Here is a 16,184-nt window from a genome sequence, read left to right on the forward strand (position 1 = left end):
CCCATGGCGCGCCCGGGCCGCGTCTACCGCAGCTATGCGCTGGGCCTGCTCATGCTGATCTAGGACGCGGAGTGAGGCCTCCGGCCCGGCTCTATGGCGCGCGTTTCAAGAAGGGGCGATGGCATTGCGATAGCGCGCTTGTGGCTGTGTGTGCGTTCGCCGCAGACCGAATTTCCAGCGCGCCACGCCCACAAGCTCTGCGGCTTCCGCGAAGGCCAGTCCGATGACGCCCCGCTCGCTTCATCCCGCCAGGGCGCCCGCCCGGCGCCGAGCACCTGACAACTCCGCCGCCCCCGCCATGGGCGGCCGACACGCCCCGGCGCGCCTCCGGCTGACTCCGCCGGCGCAAGGCAGGCGTTGGACGGGGCCGTGGGCGCGGCTAAGGTCTCCTGAACGCCGATAAGGGAGAGGCCGGATGGCCCAGACGAACAGCCGGGACCGCGATCTGCGCGAGCGCGCCGCCAGGGTGATCCCGGGCGGCATGTACGGCCACCAGTCGGTGGGCCTGCTGCCCGACGACTATCCACAGTTCTTCGAACGCGGCGACGGCGCCCACATCTGGGACGTCGACGGCCGGCGCTACCTGGACTTCATGTGCGCCTATGGGCCGAACCTGTTCGGCTATGGCCAGCCGGAGATCGACGCGGCCTATGTGCGCCAGCTGGGCCTGGGCGACACGATGACCGGCCCCACCGCCCTGATGGTCGAGCTGGCCGAGGCGCTGACCGGCATGGTCACCCACGCCGACTGGGCGATCTTCTGCAAGAACGGCACCGACGCCACCACCATGGCGCTGACCACCGCGCGCGCCCACACCCGGCGCAAGACCGTGGTGCGGGCCAAGGGCGCCTATCATGGCGCGGCGCCCTGGTGCGTGCCGCGGCCTTCGGGGACCATCGACAGCGACCGGGCCCACCAGATCCTCTGCGACTACAACGACGTGGCCAGCCTGGAGGCCGCGGTCGCGCAGGCCGGCGACGACCTGGCCGCCATCTTCGCCGCCCCGTTCAAGCATGACGCCTTCATCGACCAGGCCGACCCCGACCCGGCCTATGCGCGCCGCGCCCGCGAGCTCTGCGACCGGACCGGCGCCCTGCTGGTGGTGGACGACGTGCGCGCCGGTTTCCGGTTGGTGCGCGACTGTTCCTGGAGCCGGCTGGGCGTGCAGCCCGACCTCTCCACCTGGGGCAAGTGCCTGGCCAACGGCCATCCGCTGTCGGTGATGCTGGGGAGCGACGTGGCCCGCAAGGCGGCCGCCTCGATCTATGTCACCGGCTCGTTCTGGTACCAGGCGGCGACCATGGCCGCGGCGCTGGAGACCCTGCGGCTGATCCGCGAGACCGATTATCTGGAACGCATCACCGCGCTGGGCGAACGGCTGCGCGCCGGCCTCGACGAACGCTCGAAGGCGGCCGGCTTCGGCTTCCGCCAGACCGGACCCGGCGTCATGCCGCTGTTCCTGTTCGACGACGACCCGGACCTGCGCAAGGGCTTCTGCTTCTCGTCGGAGATGCTGTCGCGCGGGGTCTATGTGCACCCCTGGCACAACATGTTCCTCTGCGCCGCCATGACCGAGGCCGACATCGACGGCGCGCTGGACGCGGCCGAGGGCGCCTTCGGGGTCCTGAAGCGCCAGGTGCGCGACCTGGCGCCGGTCGAGAAACTCGCCTTCCTTTCCGCCGGAGCCCGCTGATGGACGACTATTCTGAGTACGACGGCGTCGGCCTGGCCGGCCTGGTGGCCAAGGGGCAGGTGACGCCGGCCGAGCTGGTCGAGGCGGCGATCGCCCGCATCGAGCGCCACAACCCGGCCCTCAACGCCGTAGTCTTCAAGGGCTATGACGACGCCCGGCGCGAGGCCGCCGGCGCCCTGCCCGACGGGCCCTTCAAGGGCGTGCCGTTCCTGATCAAGGACCTGGGCATGCCGGTGGCCGGCTGGCCGCGGACCTCCGGCAGCAAGTTCGCCGCGGGGATCGTCGACACCGAGGACGGCGGCCTCACCGCCCGCTACCGCGCCTGCGGCGTCGTGGCGCTGGGCAAGACCAACACCCCGGAATACGGCATCACCGGCACCACCGAGAGCGCCCACCTGGGCCCCTGCCGCAACCCCTGGAACCCCGCGCACATCGCCGGGGGCTCGTCGGGCGGCTCGGCCGCGGCGGTGGCGGCGGGGATCGTGCCGATGGCGCATGCCTCCGACGGCCTGGGCTCGATCCGCATCCCCGCCGCCTGCTGCGGCCTGGTGGGCCTGAAGGTCACCCGTGACCGCAACCCCAACCTGCCCGACGGGTATGACTACGCCCTGGGCAACGTCGTCGACCACATCGTCAGCCGCACGGTGCGCGACTCCGCCGTGATGCTGGACGCCACCGGCTATGCCGCGCCGGGCGCGCCCTACCCGCCCCCGCCCAAGGCCCGGCCCTATGCCCAGGAGGTCGAGGCCAGCCCGGGCAGGCTGCGGATCGCCTGGTCGTCGGAGACCCCCAACGGCCGGCCGATCGACCCGGAGATCCAGGCGGCGCTGGAACGCACCGCGGCCTTGCTGAAGGGGCTGGGCCACGAGGTGATCGAACGCGGCCTGGGCATCGACTACCGCGCCCTCTACGCCTCGCGCGGCCCCGCCGCCGGGGCCAATTTCGCGGCCGGCCTGGCGCGGCTGATCGAGGAGGTGGGCCGCGAGCCCGAGGCCGACGAGCTGGAGCCGTTGACCTGGGCCCTGCTGAAGGGCGGCCGCCGGCAGGAGGGCGCCGCGGTCATGCGCTCGCTGCAGGAAACCCGGATGCTGAACTTCAAGACGCTGGCGGCCTTCGAGGACATCGACGTCTACCTCTGCCCGGTGATGGGCACGCCGGCGCCGGAGATCGGCTTCATAGACCCGGTGAACCTGGAACCGCGCGAAGTGAACAAGCGCCAGGGCCGCACCTATCCCTTCACCCCGCCGTTCAACTACTCCGGCCAGCCCTCGCTCAGCCTGCCGCTGGAGATGAGCGCGAACGGCCTGCCGATCGGCATGATGTTCACCTCGAAGTACGCCGACGAGGCCACCCTCTTCCGCCTGGCCGGCCAGCTGGAGAAGGAAGCGCCGTGGAAGGACCGGCGGCCGCAGGTCTGGGGCTGATGCGGCTCTGGATGATCCTGGCCGCCCTGGCCGGCTTCGCCTCGGTGGGGTTCGGGGCCTTCGCCGCCCACGGGGTGACCGATCCCAAGCTGCAGGGCTGGCTGCGGACCGGGGCGGAATACGGCCTGGCCCATGCCCTGGCGGTGTTCGCCTGTGCCGTGGTCTGGCAGATGGGCGGGACCCGGGCGGCCCTGGCGGCCCCGCTGTTCCTGGCCGGCGTGCTGATCTTCTCCGGCTCGCTCTACGCCATGGGCCTGGGCGCGCCGCGCTGGTTCGGCGCCATCACCCCGATCGGCGGCCTGGCCTTCCTGGCCGGCTGGGGCGTGCTGGCCTGGGCCGCCGCCGGCGTGCGTCAGGCCTGAGCGCGCTTCGGCAGGGCCAGGCCGTGCAGGCAGAGGGCCGAGCCGATCAGGGCGATCAGCATCACCGCCGCCATCGGCCGGGGCGTCCCGTCATGCAGCACGCCGGCCAGCAGCGACGCCAGCGCCCCGGCCCCGAACGACACCGAGCCCATCAGCGCCGAGATGGCGCCGGCCCGCAGCGGATCGACGTTCAGCGCTCCGGCCATGGTGTTGCCCTGCACGAAGCCGTAGCTCGACAGCAGCAGGAACAGCAACGGCAGGATGGTCCAGGGTCCGCTCAATCCGGTGAAGGCGGCGATGGCGATCAGCACCCCGACCCCAAGCGCCACGAGGCTGGAGCGCGCCAGCACCTGGTCGGGAGTGAAGTGGCGCAGGACGAAGCGGTTGACCTGGTTGCCGCCGATGATCCCGACCGCGTTCAGGCCGAACAGCCAGGGGAACAGGCCCACCGACACGCCATAGGTCCCCATCAACAGGTCCGGCGACGACGAGAGATAGGTGAACAGCGTCGCCCCGTTGAGTGCGCCCGACAGCGCATAGCCGATCAGCCGCCGCTCGCGCAGGATCGCCAGATAGGACTGGAACGGGTTCTCCTGGCTGGCCTGCAGCGTCGTCGCCGCCGAGCGGGACTCCTGCATCCGCAGCAGCGCCGCCAGCCCGACCGCCACGCCGAAGGCGGTCATGAACCAGAAGTTCAGCCGCCAGCCGCCGAAGGTCAGCAAGGCGCTGCCCAGCAGCGGCGCCAGGATCGGCGCCAGCCCCATGATCAGCATCATCAGGCTGAGCATTCGCGCGGTCTCGGTATGGCCGAACCGGTCGCGGACCACGGCGCGGGAGACCACGCCCCCGGCGCAGGCCCCCAGCGCCTGGATGAAGCGCGCGACCAGCAGCCACTCCGGGGTGGTCGCCAGCGCGCAGCCGGCCGAGGCCACCGTGAAGATCGCCACCCCCAGCAGGATCGGCGCGCGACGCCCCGAGCGATCGGAAGCCGGGCCGTAGAACACCTGGCCGATCCCCATCCCGGCGAGGAACGCCGCCACGGTGCCCTGGGTTTGGGCGGGACTGGCGTGCAGCGACCGCCCGATCGCCGGCAGGCTCGACAGATACATGTCGATCGCCAGCGGACCCATGGCGGTGAGCGACCCCAACAGGATCACGAGGCCCCACGGCGTGGACGGGGGCGCGGCGGAAGACTCGTTGGCGGACGTCACGGTAGCCATGCCCTACTGGTCCGCACGGATAAGGGAAAGGGGACGCTGTCATGTCTGCGCTTGAGACCATGATGCCGCCTGTCAAACGGGCGGCGGTGAACGGCGTCGATCTGGCCTATTATGAGGCCGGGCCGCGCCAAGGCGTGCCGATCGTGCTCTGCCACGGCTTCCCCGAGCTGGCTTTCTCGTGGCGCCACCAGATCAAGGCGCTGGCCGACGCCGGCCGCTGGGTGATCGCGCCCGACCAGCGGGGCTATGGCCGCTCCGCCAAGCCGGATGGCGTCACGAACTACGACATCGAGCAGCTGACCGGCGACATGACCGGCCTGCTCGACCACCTGGGCGTGGAGAAGGCGATCTTCTGCGGCCACGACTGGGGCGGCATCGTCGTCTGGCAGGCGCCCCTTCTGCATCCCGACCGGGTGGCCGGCGTGATCGGGCTCAATACCCCCTTCATGCCGCGCGCGCCGGCCGACCCCATCGCGATCATGCGCAACCGCTTCGGGCCGGACATGTACATCGTCTGGTTCCAGACCCCCGGCGAGGCTGACGCCGTGCTGGGCGCCGACGTGCACAAGACCATGAGCTTCTTCATGCGCAAGCCGGCCGCCCTGGCCGCGGCCGCCGAGCCCAGCGCCTCGGGCTCCACCTTCGCGTTCAAGGACCTTCTGAACGGCTGGGACGGCAAGACCGGCGGCGACCAGCTGCTGAGCCCGGAGGAACTGGCGGTGTTCGTCCAGGCCTTCGAGGCCGGCGGCTTCACGGGCCCGATCAACTGGTACCGCAACTTCACCCGCAATTGGGAACGGGCCGAGACCCTGCCAACCCGGATCGACGGCATCGCCTGCCTGATGATCACCGCCGAACTGGACGCGGTCCTGCCTCCGTCGGCGGCCGAGCACATGCCGGGCTTCATCGGTGACCTGGAAACCCACCTGGTGCGCGGATCGGGGCACTGGACGCAGCAGGAGAAACCGGCAGAAGTGAACCGCCTCATCCTGGACTGGCTGGACAGGCGCTTCCCGACGTAAAAGGCCGCCATGGAACGCACCACCCCCGCGCCTGCCGTATCCTCCGGACAGAACCGCCGGGGGCTGTTTGCCGACAACGAACCGTTCGCCAGCGGCTGGCTGGCGACGGGCGGGCCGCACGAGATCTTCTACGAGGAGTGCGGCAATCCGAACGGCAAGCCGTGCGTGATCCTGCACGGCGGCCCGGGCGGGGCGATCAACCCCACCATGCGACGGTTCTTCGACCCGGCGAAGTGGCGGATGGCGCTGTTCGACCAGCGCGGCTGCGGCAAGAGCCGCCCCAACGCCAGCCTAGAAGACAACACCACCTGGTCGCTGATCGAGGACATCGAGCGCCTGCGCGAGCACCTGGGCGTCGAGAAGTGGTGCGTGTTCGGCGGCTCCTGGGGCTCCACCCTGGCGCTGGCCTACGCGATTCTGCATCCCGAACGGGTCGAGAGCCTAGTGCTGCGCGGCATCTTCCTGCTGACCGAGCGCGAGCTGCGCTGGTTCTATCAGGACGGCGCCTCGATGATGTTCCCCGACGCCTGGGCCCGGTTCTGCGCGCCGATCCCGGAAGCTGAGCGCGGCGACATGATGCCCGCCTACCATAAGCGCCTGACCCACCCGGACCGCCGCGTCCAGGCCGAGGCCGCGGCCGCCTGGAGCCAGTGGGAGGGCGACACGATCTCGATCCGTGGCCCGGAAGCCCGGCCCTCGAAGTTCAACGAGATCGACTTCGCCATCGCCTTCGCCCGCATAGAGTGCCACTTCTTCGTCAACGGCGGCTTCTTCCCGGTCCCCGATTGGCTGGTCCAGAATGCCGACAAGCTGGCGAAGATTCCGGGCTGGATCGTCCAGGGCCGCTTCGACGTTGTCACCCCGATGGAGAGCGCGTGGCGCCTCAAGACCGCCTGGCCTCAGGTCCGCTTCGAGGTCGTCTGGGACGCCGGCCACGCCTCCACTGAGCCAGGGATCGTCGACGCCCTGGTGCGGGCGACGGACCAGGCGCTGAGGGTTTAGCCAACGATATCAAGGGCGGCGCGGCCGCCGGCGACGGCGTCGGTCGCGAGCCTGCGGTCAAGTGTGGCGAGGCGGCCCCCGCGCGAGACCGCCAAGGTCAGGAGGTAGGTGTCCGTGACCTGTCCCGCGGCCAGCAGCTTGTCGCAGTCAACATGCTGGCTGTCCAACAGGCTTAGATCATCAGGCCAGAAGCTATGTCCGCCCAACGCCCTCAGGGTCGCCAGCGAGGGAACGACAGCTGCTGGCGAACCGGGCGACCCGGGGTAACGTGGATTGCCCAGAATCCGCAGCGCGCCGTTTTCGACGATTGGACTGGTGGCGAAGTCGTGCCGCCCCGTCTTGCCGAACCACTCTTGGGTCTTGATATGTTGGATGTGTCCCGCATCAAGCAGGGCAATGAGCACACTGACATCCAGCAGATAGGTCACGGCGTCTCTTCATCGATCCGCTTGATCATCTCAAGCGTGGTCGGTGGGCTACCCTCGACCCTGGGCAGCAACAGGATGCCGTTCCGGTATTGAGGTTCGGCCTGCACGGGAGGCGCTAATGCGCGGCGGACCAGATCGGAGATTACCTCTCCCAGCGTTCGCTTCTGGACCTCAGCCATGAACCTGGCGGCCTCAAGCACGTCGTCGTCTATCGCCAGTGTCGTTCGCATCACGCATCATGCATCAGATGCGTGATGCGGACAACGAGAGCCGTTCTGGTTCAAGTGGAGTCACTTGAACCAGATAAAAAGGGCTCTAACTCTTTGAATTAGAGCGCGTCGGGCGGCGAAACCGGGATCCACTTTCCCCTGACGCGCTCTAGACGAACGTCCCCTTGCCGCTGGTCACCTCGGCGTAGCGGTGGACGCGGACGGACTGGACCAGGCCGAAGCCGACCATCACCGTCAGCATCACGGTACCGCCGTAGCTGAGCATCGGCATCGGCACGCCGACCACCGGGGCCAGGCCCATCACCATGGCGCCGTTGATCATCACATAGAGGGCGAAGGTGGCGGTGACGCCGGCGGCGGCCAGCCGGCCGAAATGACTGTGGCTGAGGTACGACGCGCGCAACGCCATGAAGATCGCCGCGCCGTAGAGGATCAGCAGGGAGACGCAGCCCACGAAGCCGAACTCCTCGGCCAGGGTGGCGAAGATGAAGTCGGTCTGCTTCTCGGGCAGGAAGTTGAGCTGGCTCTGCGAGCCCAGGCCATAGCCCTTGCCCAGCAGTCCGCCGGACCCCAGCGCGATCATCGACTGCAGGATGTGATAGCCCGAGCCGGACGGGTCGTTCTCCGGATGCAGGAAGGTCATGATCCGATCGCGCTGGTAATCGTGCATCACGAAGAAGAAGAACGGCGGCGCCACGGCCAGCACCCCGATCACCCCGGCCGCGATGATCCGCCACGACAGGCCCGCCAGCACCACCATCACCGCCCCGGTCAGCGCGATCAGCATGGCGGTGCCCAGGTCCGGCTCCTTGGCCACCAGCAGGACCGGGACCGCGATCATCCCCGCCGGGATCAGCAGCCACCACGAGAGCCGCGCGCGCTGCGCCGAGGCGCCGTGGTAGAGCCGCGCCAGCGCCAGCACGATGCCGATCTTCATCACCTCCGACGGCTGGAAGCTGAAGGCGCCGACCCCCAGCCAGCGCTGGGCGCCCAGCCGGGTCTGGCCGACCACGTCCACCGCCAGCAGCAACAGCACGCCGATGCCGTAGAGCGGATAGGCCAGCGCGAACCAGACGCGGATGTCGACCAGCGCCAGGATCAGCATCAGGCCCAGGCAGAGCCCATAGCGGATAAGATGCGGCGCGGCCCAGGGCATCCACGACGAGCCGGCGATCGAGAACAGCATCAGCCCGCCGGCCCCGGCGATCAGGGTCATGACCAGCACGAAGACCCAGTCGATCTCCGCCAGCTTGACGATCAGCCGGTCGCGTTCGCCCGGACGGGTCAGGGCCGAGACGGTCATGTGGGGCGTCCGATGGCAGGCGGCGGGGTCGGTGCGGGGTCGGGCGCGTCCGGAAGGTCGTCGTCGGACCGGGTCTCCGGCGGCAGGTCGGGCATCGGCGTCGGTTTCTGCACCCGGGCCATGATCTCGGCGTCCTTGAGCAGGACCGTGCGCATGATCTCCCGGGCCTTGGGCGCCGCGGCCTGGGCCCCGAAGCCGCCATGCTCGACCAGCACGCTCATGGCGTAACGCGGCTCGTCGATCGGCGCGAAGGCGATGAACCAGGCGTGGTCCCGCAGTTTCCATTCGCCCTGGTTGCCGTGGACCCCGTGGCCGCCGGCGTAGGTGTAGGCCTGGGCCGTACCGGTCTTGCCCGCCATGCGAACGGTCCCCAGGCCCAGGTCGCCGAACTTGGCGGCGGTTCCGGTCGTGGTGACGGCGGCCATTGAATCGCGGACGAACTGCAGGTGACCCTTGTCGACCGGCAGGTCGCCCCAGGCGGCGCCGGACTTCTGCTCGACCCCGCCAATCGAGCGCACCAGACGCGGGTGCAGGGCCTTCTGGCCATTGGCGATGCGCGAGGCCTGGACGCAGAGCTGCAACGGGTTGAGGTGGGTGTAGCCCTGGCCGATGCCCATGCTGGGCGTCTCGCCCGGGTGCCACACCGGATCCTTGGGGAACTGGCGCTTCTTGTAGGCGCGGTCGGGGACGAGCCCGGCTTTCTGGCCCGGAATGCCGATGTCGAAGATCTCGCCGAGGCCGAACTTGCGCGCGGTTTCGGCGATCCTGTCGGGGCCGACGGAGAGGGCGCACTGATAGAAATAGATGTCGCAGGACTTGGCGATGGCGCCCTTCAGGTCCAGCGCGCCGTGGGCCTCGTCGCAGTGCCAGACCCGACCGCCCCACGGCCATGACTTGCCGCAGACGTGGACCGTGGCCGGATCGTAGCCATTCTCCAGCGCGGCGAGGGCCACGATAGGCTTGAACGTCGACCCCGGCGGATAGGTGGCGGTCAGCGCCTTGTTGAACAGCGGCTTGCGCTCATAGGTGGCCAGCGCCCGATACTCGGCGCCCGTCAGGCCGCGCACGAACTTGTTCGCGTCGAAGCTGGGTCCTGAGTACATGCACAGGATGTCGCCGGTGCGGCAGTCCATCACCACCGCCGCGCCGCTCTCGGACCCGAACACCTCCTCGGCGCGCAGCTGGACGTCGACGTCCAGGGTCAGCTCGATGACCTTGCCGGGCGTGGCCGCGATGTCGCCCTCGCGGTCCTCGCGCACCTGGCGGCCATTGGCGTCGACCTCGACCTTCTGGGCGCCGGACTTGCCGCGCAGGTCCAGGTCGAAGGCCCGCTCCACGCCCTGCTTACCCATCCGGAAGCTCGGATGGAGCATGATCGGGTCAGGGTTCGGCCCAGCCTTCTCGACGTCTTCCTTGTTCACCTTGGCCACGTAGCCGATCACATGGGCGAAGGCGCCGCCGTATGGATAGACGCGGACCTCGCCCATGTCGGCGGTGACGCCGGGCAGTTCGGGCGCGCGCACGTTGATCGCGCTGAACTGCTCCCAGCTCATATCCTCGATGATCTGCACCGGCGCGCGCTTGGGCGCGGCGTTGATCTCGCGCAGAAGCCGGCGCTGGCGGATGTCGTCCAGCGGCACATATTCGGCCAGGGTCTTCAGCGTGCCTTCGGGGTCCACGCCCTTGTCGCGGGCCACCATCAGCCGGAAGTTCGGGCGGTTGGCGGCCAGGACTGCGCCATTGCGGTCGGTGATCACCCCGCGCGGCGCCGGCAGCAGCTTGAAATTGAACTGGTTGGAGGTGGCCAGCTTCTCGTAGCGTTGGGTCTCGAACAGCTGGAGATAGGCCAGCCGCCCGCCCAGCGCGCCCAGGCCCAGGCCCGCGAAGGCGCCCAGCAGGATGGCGCGCCGGTGGAAGGCGCCCTGCCGCTCGTTGACCTCTTCGAAGAAGATCGACGGCTGGGTCATCCTCCTACGCTCCTGTCGGAGCTAAGAAGGATAGGGACGAACCCTGCGAAGCCTTGGCGAAGTAGGGTCATGGAGCGCCCGATGGGGCCATCAGCGGAACCTCACGTCGGCGTCTTCGAAACGGTCGATCAGCCGATCCGCGAAGGGATAGAGCACGACGGTGGCGAGGAATTGCCAGCCGACGGAGATCGGGTCCGGGGCATTCTGCGTGTCCAGCATCGTAAATAGGTAGCCGGCGCCGAGCGTCATGGCTGTTGCGGCGCCATACCACACCCACATCATCAGCTGGCTCTGGCCTGCCAGCATGGCCCGGCCGGCCAGCACGGCGCCGTAGGGCAGCAGCAGGCAGACCGCCCAGAAGCCGGCGGGCGTGTTCCACAGGAAATCGAGGAACAGGCCCAACAGCAGCACCGCCACCGGCGCCAGCATCGAGGGCCGGATCACTGCCCAGGCGAATACCGCCGGCACGGCGAACACCGGCTCGGGCAGGCCATAACCCCAGAACCGGAGCGGCAGCGCGAAGACCAGGCTGGCGGCCACCACCTGCAGCATCGGCGCGCCCAGCCAGCCCCAGGGCGTCAGCGGATGCGCGCCGGCGTTGCTCATGGCGCCGCTCCGGGCGCTGGCTTCGGTTTCGGTGCGGTCTTGGCGGGCGGCGTGACGGGGTGAGCCGCGGTCGCGGCTGACGTCGCCGGCTTGCCGGAAGTCGCGTGGGCGGAAGCCGCGTGGGCCGTCGCCGGCGAGGTGGGCCCGGGCGTCGCGTGGGCTTCTGGAGGCTTGGCGCCCAGGATGGACGCCGCCGCGACCGGCGCCTTGGCCGTGGCGGCTGGGGGGGCGGGAGCCTCGGGCGGTGGCAGGGTCAGGGCGCCCGGGGTCGGCGGCGGAACGCCCACCCGGTCCAGGGCGGCGCGATTGGCCACCTGGGTGAAGTCCTGGAACAGCAGGATGCGGACGTAGTCCACGGCCGCCTTGTCCGACGCCAGCACCACCCGCCAGCGCCCGTCCAGGCCCTTCACCGCCACGCCTACCGGCAGCCCGCGTGGGAAGACGCCGCCGTCGCCGGAGGTCAGCACCTGGTCGCCGCTCTTCACCGGCTCCAGGCCGCGCAGATATTCCAGCTTCGGATTGGGCCCGCCGTCGCCGGTCAGGATGGCGCGCGCATTGGTCCGGTCGATCATCACCGGTGTGCGCGAGGCCACGTCGGTCAGCAACAGCACCCGGCTGACGCCGTTGGTGACGCCCACCACCCGGCCGACCAGGCCGTTCTCGCTCATCACCGGATTGCCGGGCTTGATCCCGGCTTCGCTGCCGGCGTTGGCCAGGCGGGAATTGGCGAACGGACCGCGGCTGTCGGTAACGATGCGGGCCGTAGCCATCAGGATCGGCGGGTCGGTCTTCAGCCCCAGTACGGCGCGGTAGCGGTCATTGGTGTCGCGCAGCGCGATCGCGACGTCGCGCCACTGCTGCATGGTCTTGAGTTCGGCCTTGAGCCGGCGGTTCTCCGACACCGCGAAGAAGTAGCCGCGCACCCCGTCGACCCCGGCCCCCGTCCAGCGTCCGGGCGCGGACAGCACGTCGCCCACCGGAGCCAGGACCCGGTCCGACGTGGTCCTCGGCTGCCCATAGGCATCGGTGTCGAAGGCGCCACGCCGCTCCGACAGCAGGATCGCCACCGAGGCGATCAGCACTACGATCAGGACGATGCCCGCCGTCCAGGTCAGCGGGACCCTCAGTTCACCAAGCGGATTGTCCCTCAAGGACATCGTCAGCTCCGCTCATCGCGGCGAAGGCCGGGACCCAGATGGAATAGCGCAGGGGCAGGCGGTATCGCCCCGGAGCCGATCCGGTCAACCACTCGATTTTGACATCTGGTTCCCGGCCTTCGCCGGGATGAGCGGGACATTGGAGACTCCAGGCGACCCGTTGATCCTACGCCAGGGTGGATTCCAGAACGCCCTTCATCCACTTGGGATGTTCGAGCACCTTGCCGCAGCCCAGGGCCACGCAGCTGAGCGGATCGTCGGCCACGGTCACCGGCAGGCCGGTGTGATCGCGGATCTCGGCGTCCAGGCCGCGCAGCAGAGCGCCGCCGCCGGTCAGCATGATGCCCTTGTCGGCGATGTCGGAGGCCAATTCCGGCGGCGTGGCCTCCAGCGCCATCTTCACCGCGTCGACGATCTGGCCGACCGGTTCCGACAGGGCGTCGGACGCCTGCTTCTCGGAAATCCGCACTTCGCGCGGCACGCCCTGCATCAGGTCGCGGCCCTTGACCTCGATGGAGAGGCCCTCGCCGTCGGCCGGCGCGCGGGCGGTGCCGATCTCTTTCTTGATGCGCTCGGCGGTGGTCTCGCCGATCAGCAGGTTATGGTTGCGGCGCATGTAGCTGATGATCGCCTCGTCCATCTTGTCGCCGCCGACCCGGACCGAGCGCGAATAGACGATGCCCGAGAGCGACAGCACGGCCACCTCGGTGGTGCCGCCGCCGATGTCGACCACCATCGAGCCGGTCGGCTCGTGGATCGGCAGGCCGGCCCCGATCGCGGCGGCCATCGGCTCGTCGATCAGCCCCACGCGGCGGCCGCCGGCGTTGAGGCACGAATCGTTGATCGCGCGGCGTTCCACGGCGGTGGCGCCCGACGGCACGCAGACGATCACCTTGGGGTTCACGAAGCCCTTGCGGTTGTGAACCTTGCGGATGAAATACTTGATCATCTCCTCGGCGACTTCGAAGTCGGCGATGACCCCGTCGCGCATGGGGCGGATGGCTTCCATGTGGCCCGGTGTGCGGCCCAGCATCTGCTTGGCCTCGATGCCCACGGCGTGCACCACCTTGCGCCCACCGACGTTGCGGAGCGCCACCACCGAGGGTTCGTTGAGCACGATCCCCTTGCCCTTCATGTAGATCAGGGTGTTGGCCGTGCCGAGGTCGATGGCGATGTCGTTCGAGATGGCGCCGAAGAGCGAGGAGAACATGCAGAGCCCTGAGGGATGGGGGCGGAAGTGACGAACCGGCAGAGGGGTCCCAAAGGCGGACCGGCTGACACATGAGGATGTGTCGAGTCGCTACGCTTTGTCTGGCGGGCTTTCACGTCCCTCTGCCCTGATGAATAGGGCATTTCAAGGCTTAATGAGACGTATGCGCTTTCGCGTCGCGCGCGAGTTTCATTGCGACGGATCGCCTCGGTAGGGCGATGATTCGTCGGCGGTCGCCTCGGAGAGCGCCGATATGGCTAATTGCGCCCAGGGGTTGAGCCCCCGCTGAGCGCCTCTACCGCCAGTCGCGCCACCGTCGGCGAGGCGCCCGAGAGCACGAACTCGGCCGCCAGTTCGTCCGCGCCCACCTGTTCCAGGCGCGCTGCGAGCCAGGTCCGCTCGCCCGGATCGGGCGCGGCGGCGAGGTCCACGGTCTCGGCGATCCGGCCCGCGCGCATCAGCAGCATGCGGTCGCCAAGGCGCGCTGCCTCGGTAACGTCGTGGGTGACGTAGAAGATCGGCACGCCCTTCTCGCGCCGCAGGACCTCCAGATAGGGCGCCACCTCGGCCCGCCGCGCGGCGTCCAGGCCGGCCAGCGGCTCGTCCATCAGCAGCAGGCGCGGGTTCGACAGCAGCGCCCGTCCGATCGCCACCCGCTGGCGCTCGCCGCCCGAGAGCTTGCCCGGCCCGCGGTCCAGCAGGCCGTCCAGGCCCAGTCGCGCCACCAGCCGGTCGAACTCGGCGTCGGCGCCCAGGCCCGCGCGGCGGCGGCCGTACATCAGGTTGCCGCGCACGCTTAAGTGTTCGAACAGGGCGGCGTCCTGGAAGACGTAGCCGACGCCCCGGCGGTGCGGGGCCACGAAGGCGCGGCCGTCCTGCCAGACCTCCCCGCCCACGCTCAGCCGGCCGTCGATGCGCGCCAGCCCGGCCAGGCAGCGCAGCAGGGTCGTCTTGCCCGACCCCGATGGCCCGAACACCACCGTCACCCCCGAGGCCGGAACCTCGAGGGCCACATCCAGCGTGAAGCCGCCCAGCCGCCCCCGGAACCGCGCTTCGATCATGGTCGCGGCCGCCCGGTGCGGCGGTCCAGCAGCAGCAGGCTCAGCACCACCGCGAAGGCGAACGCCAGCAGGCCACCGGCCAGCAGATGCGCCCGGCCCCACTCCAGCCCCTCGACCAGCTTGTAGATTTCGATCGACAGCACCTCGGTCTGGCCCGGGATACCGCCGCCGATCATCAGCACCACGCCGAACTCGCCGATGGTGTGGGCGAAGGTCAGGACCGCGGCGACGACGAATCCGGGCCGCGCCAGCGGGACCGCGACGCTTAGGAAGGCGTCGAGCGGCGTGGCCCTGAGCGTCGCCGCAGCCTCCAGCGGCCGCTCGCCGATCGCCTGGAAGGCGTTGCGCAGCGGCTGCACCGCGAACGGCAGGGAATAGATCACCGAGCCGATCACCAGGCCGGTGAAGGTGAAGGCCAGGGTGCGGATGCCGATCGCCTGGAACGGCGCCATCAGCACGCTGTGCGGCCCCAGCGCGATCAGCAGGTAGAAGCCCAGCACCGTGGGCGGCAGGACGATGGGCAGCGCCACCAGGGCCGCCACCACCTCGCTCCACCAGGCGCGGGTGCGGGCCAGCCACCACGCCAGCGGCGTGGCGACCAGCAAAAGGATCAGCGTCGTCGCCCCGGCGAGCCGCAGCGTCAGCCAGAGGACCTCCGCCATCGGCTATGGGACCTCGTAGCCGTATGTCTTGATGATCGCCCGCGCCTCGCCGCCCTTCAGGAAGGCCATGAAGGCCACGGCCGCGGGATTGGCCGCGCCGGTCTTCAGCAGCACCGCCTGCTGGTCGATGGCGGTGTGGTCGGCCGCGGGCACCACCCAGCGCGAGCCGCCCTTCGCCGCGATCACTTGCGACAGGCCCACGAAGCCCAGTTCGGCCGCGCCGGTGTCGACGAACTGATAGGCCTGGGCGATCGAGGTTCCCTGCACCAGCTTGGGCGTCAGCGTCTCATAGACGCCCAGCTTCCTCATCGTCTCGATGGCCGCCACGCCATAGGGGGCGGTCTTGGGGTCGGCGATAGCCAGCTTCTGGAATCCGACCGACTTCAGCACCGCGCCCTTGCCGTCGACCAGGCCCGGCGTCTTGGAATAGAGCACCAGCCGGCCGACCGCATAGGTGAAGCGGCTGCCGCCGACGCCCAGCCCCTCGGCCTCGGCCTTCTCCGGCCGCTCGCGGTCGGCGGACAGGAACACCTCGAACGGCGCCCCGTTGGCGATCTGGGTGTAGAACTGGCCAGACGACCCGAAGCTCAGGGTGGCGTCATGGCCGGTCTTCGCCTTGAACCGCGCGGCGATCTCCTTCGCCGGCTCGGTGAAGTTGGCGGCCACGGCCACCTTGACCTCGGCGGCCAGCGCCTGGCCGGCGGCGAGGCTCGCCACAGCGGCGGCCGCGAGGGCGAGCAACGAACGACGAACGAACATCTGGTCTTCCCGTATGATGGCGTGGGCGCAAGCCGCACGTTATGTAACGGGCCTGCCTAACGCCGTGAAGGGGCCACC

At 69.6% G+C, this 16,184-nt stretch carries 16 protein-coding genes; 5 read left to right on the forward strand and 11 right to left on the reverse strand.

Annotation, left to right across the window (positions count from 1 at the left end; all coding sequences use genetic code 11):
- Nucleotides 1-415 precede the first annotated feature (415 nt).
- The 3 genes from Q0R13_RS03920 to Q0R13_RS03930 are packed head-to-tail and all read left to right on the forward strand — an operon-like array spanning nucleotide 416 to nucleotide 3,479.
- Nucleotides 416-1,693, forward strand: coding sequence for an aminotransferase class III-fold pyridoxal phosphate-dependent enzyme (locus Q0R13_RS03920; RefSeq protein ID WP_293899782.1), 1,278 nt, complete (start codon nucleotides 416-418; stop codon nucleotides 1,691-1,693).
- The gene (locus Q0R13_RS03925) at nucleotides 1,693-3,117 is read left to right on the forward strand and encodes an amidase family protein (RefSeq protein WP_293899784.1); all 1,425 of its coding nucleotides are present in this window, start codon (nucleotides 1,693-1,695) and stop codon (nucleotides 3,115-3,117) included. Before Q0R13_RS03920 ends, Q0R13_RS03925 begins: the two co-directional genes overlap by 1 nt.
- Nucleotides 3,084-3,479 carry a DUF423 domain-containing protein gene (locus tag Q0R13_RS03930; protein ID WP_366852345.1) on the forward strand — a complete coding sequence of 132 codons (396 nt, stop codon included), beginning with the start codon at nucleotides 3,084-3,086 and terminating at the stop codon, nucleotides 3,477-3,479. The genes Q0R13_RS03925 and Q0R13_RS03930 overlap by 34 nt, the downstream gene beginning before the upstream one ends.
- Here the strand turns inward: Q0R13_RS03930 and Q0R13_RS03935 are convergent.
- Nucleotides 3,470-4,699 (reverse strand): multidrug effflux MFS transporter, encoded by a 1,230-nt coding sequence (locus tag Q0R13_RS03935; protein ID WP_293899787.1) that lies wholly within the window; start codon nucleotides 4,697-4,699, stop codon nucleotides 3,470-3,472. The genes Q0R13_RS03930 and Q0R13_RS03935 overlap by 10 nt on opposite strands.
- A gap of 62 nt (nucleotides 4,700-4,761) precedes the next feature.
- On the opposite strand from Q0R13_RS03935, the gene Q0R13_RS03940 reads away from it, so the two are divergent.
- Together Q0R13_RS03940 and pip are read left to right on the forward strand one after the other, a co-directional pair.
- Nucleotides 4,762-5,721, forward strand: coding sequence for an alpha/beta hydrolase (locus tag Q0R13_RS03940; RefSeq protein ID WP_293899790.1), 960 nt, complete (start codon nucleotides 4,762-4,764; stop codon nucleotides 5,719-5,721).
- 9 nt (nucleotides 5,722-5,730) lie between these two features.
- Nucleotides 5,731-6,723 carry a prolyl aminopeptidase gene (pip, locus tag Q0R13_RS03945; RefSeq protein WP_293899793.1) on the forward strand — a complete coding sequence of 331 codons (993 nt, stop codon included), beginning with the start codon at nucleotides 5,731-5,733 and terminating at the stop codon, nucleotides 6,721-6,723.
- Here the strand turns inward: pip and Q0R13_RS03950 are convergent.
- The 10 genes from Q0R13_RS03950 to modA all read right to left on the reverse strand — a co-directional run bounded on the left by Q0R13_RS03950 (nucleotide 6,720) and on the right by modA (nucleotide 16,106).
- Nucleotides 6,720-7,151 carry a TA system VapC family ribonuclease toxin gene (locus Q0R13_RS03950; RefSeq protein ID WP_293899796.1) on the reverse strand — a complete coding sequence of 144 codons (432 nt, stop codon included), beginning with the start codon at nucleotides 7,149-7,151 and terminating at the stop codon, nucleotides 6,720-6,722. The genes pip and Q0R13_RS03950 overlap by 4 nt on opposite strands.
- A complete protein-coding gene (locus tag Q0R13_RS03955; protein ID WP_293899799.1) occupies nucleotides 7,148-7,381 on the reverse strand; it encodes a CopG family transcriptional regulator in 234 nt (77 codons plus the stop codon). Before Q0R13_RS03955 ends, Q0R13_RS03950 begins: the two co-directional genes overlap by 4 nt.
- Nucleotides 7,382-7,529: 148 nt before the next feature.
- On the reverse strand, nucleotides 7,530-8,684 hold the full coding sequence (gene rodA / locus Q0R13_RS03960) for a rod shape-determining protein RodA (protein ID WP_293899802.1): 1,155 nt from the start codon (nucleotides 8,682-8,684) through the stop codon (nucleotides 7,530-7,532).
- Nucleotides 8,681-10,651: a penicillin-binding protein 2 gene (mrdA, locus tag Q0R13_RS03965; protein WP_293899805.1), complete on the reverse strand. Its 1,971-nt coding sequence runs from the start codon at nucleotides 10,649-10,651 to the stop codon at nucleotides 8,681-8,683. Before mrdA ends, rodA begins: the two co-directional genes overlap by 4 nt.
- Nucleotides 10,652-10,741: 90 nt before the next feature.
- Entirely contained in the window at nucleotides 10,742-11,257 is a 516-nt protein-coding gene (locus Q0R13_RS03970; protein ID WP_293899808.1) for a hypothetical protein, read from the reverse strand.
- Entirely contained in the window at nucleotides 11,254-12,414 is a 1,161-nt protein-coding gene (gene mreC, locus Q0R13_RS03975) for a rod shape-determining protein MreC (RefSeq protein WP_366852348.1), read from the reverse strand. Before mreC ends, Q0R13_RS03970 begins: the two co-directional genes overlap by 4 nt.
- 166 nt (nucleotides 12,415-12,580) lie before the next feature.
- Entirely contained in the window at nucleotides 12,581-13,624 is a 1,044-nt protein-coding gene (locus Q0R13_RS03980) for a rod shape-determining protein (protein ID WP_293899811.1), read from the reverse strand.
- Between the two features lie 257 nt (nucleotides 13,625-13,881).
- Nucleotides 13,882-14,685, reverse strand: a complete 804-nt coding sequence (gene modC, locus Q0R13_RS03985) for a molybdenum ABC transporter ATP-binding protein (protein WP_293899814.1) — start codon at nucleotides 14,683-14,685, stop codon at nucleotides 13,882-13,884.
- Nucleotides 14,682-15,347 carry a molybdate ABC transporter permease subunit gene (gene modB, locus Q0R13_RS03990; RefSeq protein WP_293899817.1) on the reverse strand — a complete coding sequence of 222 codons (666 nt, stop codon included), beginning with the start codon at nucleotides 15,345-15,347 and terminating at the stop codon, nucleotides 14,682-14,684. The genes modC and modB overlap by 4 nt, the downstream gene beginning before the upstream one ends.
- Nucleotides 15,348-15,350: 3 nt before the next feature.
- Nucleotides 15,351-16,106, reverse strand: coding sequence for a molybdate ABC transporter substrate-binding protein (gene modA / locus Q0R13_RS03995; protein ID WP_293899820.1), 756 nt, complete (start codon nucleotides 16,104-16,106; stop codon nucleotides 15,351-15,353).
- Nucleotides 16,107-16,184: the final 78 nt, after the last annotated feature.

The organism is Phenylobacterium sp., assembly GCF_025351295.1.
In the GTDB taxonomy this organism is placed as follows: domain Bacteria; phylum Pseudomonadota; class Alphaproteobacteria; order Caulobacterales; family Caulobacteraceae; genus Phenylobacterium.